Genomic DNA, 3737 nt, shown 5'->3' with positions numbered 1-3737 from the left:
GGCGGAGGTCGTGGAGCCCCCGGCCCCGGCCGCCAGCGCCGGGTCCGCCTACGCGGACGTCCTCATGCCCCGGTCGGTCGCGGGGCACCGCGAACGCCTGATCGGCACGACGGACCGCCAGGCCGAGGCGGACGGCGTCCGCCCCGGGCGACGGGCGGCGGTGCCGAGCTGGGACGAGATCGTTTTCGGGACGCGGCGGAAGAAGCAGGACTGACCTGGGCGGGCGGGCCGGTTCGGCCCACCCGCCACACCGAGCGGGGTCCGGGGACCGGAACCGCCTCAGCCCGCGTCCGCCCCCGTCGCCACCGGCCGCGCCGGGTCGGACGACCACTCGCTCCACGACCCGACGTAGAGCGCCGCCGGCACGCCCGCCACCGCCAGGGCCAGGATCTCGTGGGCCGCGGAGACGCCCGAGCCGCAGTAGACGCCCACCTCGGCTGCCCCGGTCGCGCCCAGGTCCGCGAAACGCGCCGCGAGCTCGGGGGCCGGGCGGAAGAGGCCGTCCTCGGTGACGTTCTCGGTCGTGGGGGCGGAGACCGCGCCGGGGATGTGCCCGGCGACCGCGTCCAGCGGCTCCACCTCGCCCCGGTAGCGCTCCCCCGCCCGCGCGTCCAGCAGCACCCCGCGCCGCGCCAGCGCGGCCGCGCCGTCCGCGTCGAGCACCGGCAGCGCGCCCGGCTCGGGCACGAAGTCGCCCTCGGCCGGCGCCGGGACCTCCGTCGTCAGCTCTCCCCCGGCCGCGGTCCACGCGGCGAGCCCGCCGTCCAGGACGCGTACGGACGGGTGCCCCGCCCAGCGCAGCATCCACCACGCCCGGGCCGCCGCCCAGCCCAGACCGTCGTCGTGGACGACGACCGGGCGGTCGGAGCGCACCCCCGCCCGGCGCATCGCGGCCCCGAACGCCGCGATGTCCGGCAGCGGGTGACGGCCTCTCCCGCCCGGCTCCCCGGCGAGCTCGGCGTCCATGTCGACGTAGACCGCGCCCGGGAGGTGCCCGGCCTCGTACTGGGGCCGGCCGGGCGGGCCCCCGGGCCGGTAGCGGATGTCCAGGAGCGTCGGCGGCCGCTCGCCGGCCGACTCGCTCGCCCATTCCTTCGCGGTGATGATGACGTCCATGAACCCATCCTGGCGCAGTCCGCGTTGCTCCGAACGGTCCCCTGGCCAGAAGGCGCGTTGCTGATCGATACTGGACGGCGCTGCCGAGGACACGGAAGCGCCGCGCGAATTCGGGCATGCTCAGCGGGAACCCTGATGCCCGGCGCGGCCGGGGCGCGTGTCCCGGCGGGGACGCGCGGCCACCACGATGGTCCGAGGAGATGCTGACGATGACCGAGGTATGGGGCTCCTCCGAGCACCGCGAGGGGGCCCGGCGGCAGACACCGGGCACTCCTTGCTGGACCAGTCTCCTGGCGCGGGACCTGGAGGCGACCAAGGAGTTCTACAGCGGGCTGTTCGGGTGGTCCTACTACAGTCCCGGGCCCGGCCGGCCGGCTCGCCGGGCACCCCGGTCTGGCACGAGCTGGTGACCCATGACGCCGCCGCGGTGCTGAAGTTCTACCGCGCGCTGTTCGGGTACGAGACGAAGTCGTCCGGCGCCGTGGGCGCCGACACGTTCACGCTCCATCTGGACGGCCGTCCGGTGGCCGCGATCCGGGGCGCGGGGCCGGCACTGCGGTATCCGCACTGGATGACGTATTTCGAAGTGGCGGACGTGGACACGGCCGCCGAGCGGGTCGCCGAGCTGGGCGGCCGGGTCGCGGACGGCCCGGCGGAGGAGGCGGCCGGGCGCGCGGCGACGGTCGAGGACCCGGAGGGCGCCGTCTTCACCCTGCTGCGGACGGCCCGCTGACGAGGAGTCCGGCTCAGCCCGCGTTCTCGGCGTCCACCGGCAGCACGTCCGGCGACAGGGCGACGGCCCGCGCGGCGGCCGACGTCAGCCGGCGGCGGTGGTGACGCCGGCACAGCACCTCGTAACCGACCACGGTCTCCGGCTGGTTGACGTCGCCGACGACGACCTGCGCGCCCTCGACGACCATCTGTCCGCCGACCGTACGGGCGTTGTGGGTGGCCCGCGCCCCGCACCAGCACAGCGCCTCGACCTGGAGGACCTCGATGCGGTCGGCGAGCTCGATCAGGCGCTGGGAGCCCGGGAAGAGCTTGGTGCGGAAGTCGGTGGTGATACCGAAGGCGAAGACGTCCAGTTCGAGGTCGTCGACGATCCGGGCCAGCTGGTCGATCTGCTCCGGGTCGAGGAACTGGGCCTCGTCGCAGATGACGTAGTCCGCGCGGCCGCCCGCCGAGAGGTGCGCGACCAGGTGGGCGTAGAAGTCGAACCCCTCCCCCGCCTCGACGGAGTCGGTGACCAGGCCGAGACGGGAGGACAGCTTGCCCTCGCCCGCGCGGTCGTTGCGGGTGAAGATCAGCCCCTCGAGGCCGCGGGCCGACCGGTTGTGCTCGATCTGCAGAGCGAGGGTGCTCTTTCCGCAGTCCATCGTTCCGGAGAAGAACACCAGCTCGGGCATGGGAAGGCCGATGCCTTTCGTTTGATCGTGGGGGCGTGGGAGGTAGGGAGGAACGGGCTCCGCTCAAGGAGCGGGCTTCGCTCAGGAGCGGACTTCGAGGAGCGGTACGAGCTGCTCGACGGGCGTCATGGAACCGTGGAGGCCGACCATCTTCGACTCGTTGGGCTCGGTCTCCGTGGCGACGATCGCGATGTCGTCGCGGGCGGCGGCGACCACGTCGCCGATCCGCGCGTACACCCGGTCGTCGACGCCCTCGCCGGGCGGGCCGAACCAGCCCGCCTCGATGGCCTCGTCCCGGCCCGCGACCCACATCTGCTCGCCGAGCACCTCGCGCCACACGGCCAGGACGTCGGCGGCCGCGCCGGGCACCGCGTAGACATGGCGGGCCCGCGCCTCGCCGCCCAGCAGGGCGACCCCGGCGCGCAGCTCCCAGTCCTCGTCGAAGTCGATGCGCGACTCCGGGTCGAACGGGATGTCGATCATGCCGTGGTCGGCGGTGATGTAGAGGGCCGAGCGCGGCGGCAGCTGCTCGGCCAGCCGCCGGGCGAGCAGGTCCACGTACATCAGCTGGCCGCGCCACTCCTCGGAGTCGACGCCGAAGCGGTGGCCCTTGCCGTCCACCTCGCTGTAGTACGTGTAGACGAGCGAACGGTCCGCGGCGCCGAGGCGCTCGGCGGCGAAGTCCATCCGCTCCTCGCCGGAGAGCCGGCCGTGGAAGGTGCCACCGCTCAGCGCGATCTTGGTCAGCGGCGTGTGCTCGAAGTCGGGCGCGGAGACCTGGCAGGTGGCGACCCCGGCCGCGTCCGCGAGCTGGAAGACCGTGGGGTACGGCTGCCAGACGTGCGGGTCGGTCCAGGGGCGCCAGCGCAGCTGGTTCATCAGCTGCCCGGTGGCCGGGTCGGCGACGGTGTAACCGGCCAGGCCGTGGGCGCCGGGCGGCAGGCCCGTGCCGACCGAGGCGAGGGAGCTCGCCGTGGTGGAGGGGAAGCCGGCGGTCATGGGCGCGCCGGTGCCGTTCATGGACGTGCCCAGCAGCGAGTGGAGGAACGGGGCCTCGTCCGGGTGGTCGCGCAGCAGCTCCCAGCCCAGGCCGTCGATCAGAAAAACGCAGACCCGGTCGGCGGGCGCCAGCTCCAGCCCGGAGCCGAGGCCGGGCACGCCCAGGCCCGCCGCGACCGAGGGCAGCAGGTCGGCGAGGGAGCCGGTGCCGTAGCG

4 protein-coding genes and 1 pseudogene are annotated in these 3737 nt (G+C 74.5%); 2 read left to right on the top strand and 3 right to left on the bottom strand.

Features of this window, described 5'->3' with window-relative positions; genetic code table 11:
* Positions 1 to 214, top strand: a pseudogene (locus K6I33_RS32930) (DUF3071 domain-containing protein); the annotation flags it as partial.
* Between the two features lie 65 nt (positions 215 to 279).
* On the opposite strand, the gene K6I33_RS32925 reads toward K6I33_RS32930, so the two are convergent.
* On the bottom strand, positions 280 to 1116 hold the full coding sequence (locus tag K6I33_RS32925) for a sulfurtransferase (protein ID WP_229358323.1): 837 nt from the start codon (positions 1114 to 1116) through the stop codon (positions 280 to 282).
* Between the two features lie 340 nt (positions 1117 to 1456).
* Between K6I33_RS32925 and K6I33_RS32920 the strand changes: the two genes are divergently transcribed.
* Positions 1457 to 1849, top strand: a complete 393-nt coding sequence (locus tag K6I33_RS32920; RefSeq protein WP_374286474.1) for a VOC family protein — start codon at positions 1457 to 1459, stop codon at positions 1847 to 1849.
* Positions 1850 to 1862: 13 nt separating this feature from the next.
* Here K6I33_RS32920 and K6I33_RS32915 read toward each other — a convergent pair whose 3' ends face one another.
* A complete protein-coding gene (locus K6I33_RS32915) occupies positions 1863 to 2522 on the bottom strand; it encodes a thymidine kinase (RefSeq protein ID WP_229358321.1) in 660 nt (219 codons plus the stop codon).
* Positions 2523 to 2603: 81 nt separating this feature from the next.
* Positions 2604 to 3737, bottom strand: a 1134-nt coding sequence (locus tag K6I33_RS32910) for an alkaline phosphatase family protein (RefSeq protein WP_229358319.1), incomplete at its 5' end; no start/stop codon positions are given.

The sequence above is a fragment of the Streptomyces sp. UNOB3_S3 genome (genome assembly GCF_020740895.1).
Lineage (GTDB): Bacteria > Actinomycetota > Actinomycetes > Streptomycetales > Streptomycetaceae > Streptomyces.
The sequence above is the reverse complement of the archived record's forward strand: the minus strand, read 5'-3'. Positions and strand labels throughout refer to the sequence as shown.

Coding starts and splice junctions, on each gene's coding strand:
- K6I33_RS32925 (WP_229358323.1), bottom strand. CDS start 1,116: ATGGACGTCATCATCACCGCGAAGGAATGGGCGAGCGAGTCGGCCGGC.
- K6I33_RS32915 (WP_229358321.1), bottom strand. CDS start 2,522: ATGCCCGAGCTGGTGTTCTTCTCCGGAACGATGGACTGCGGAAAGAGC.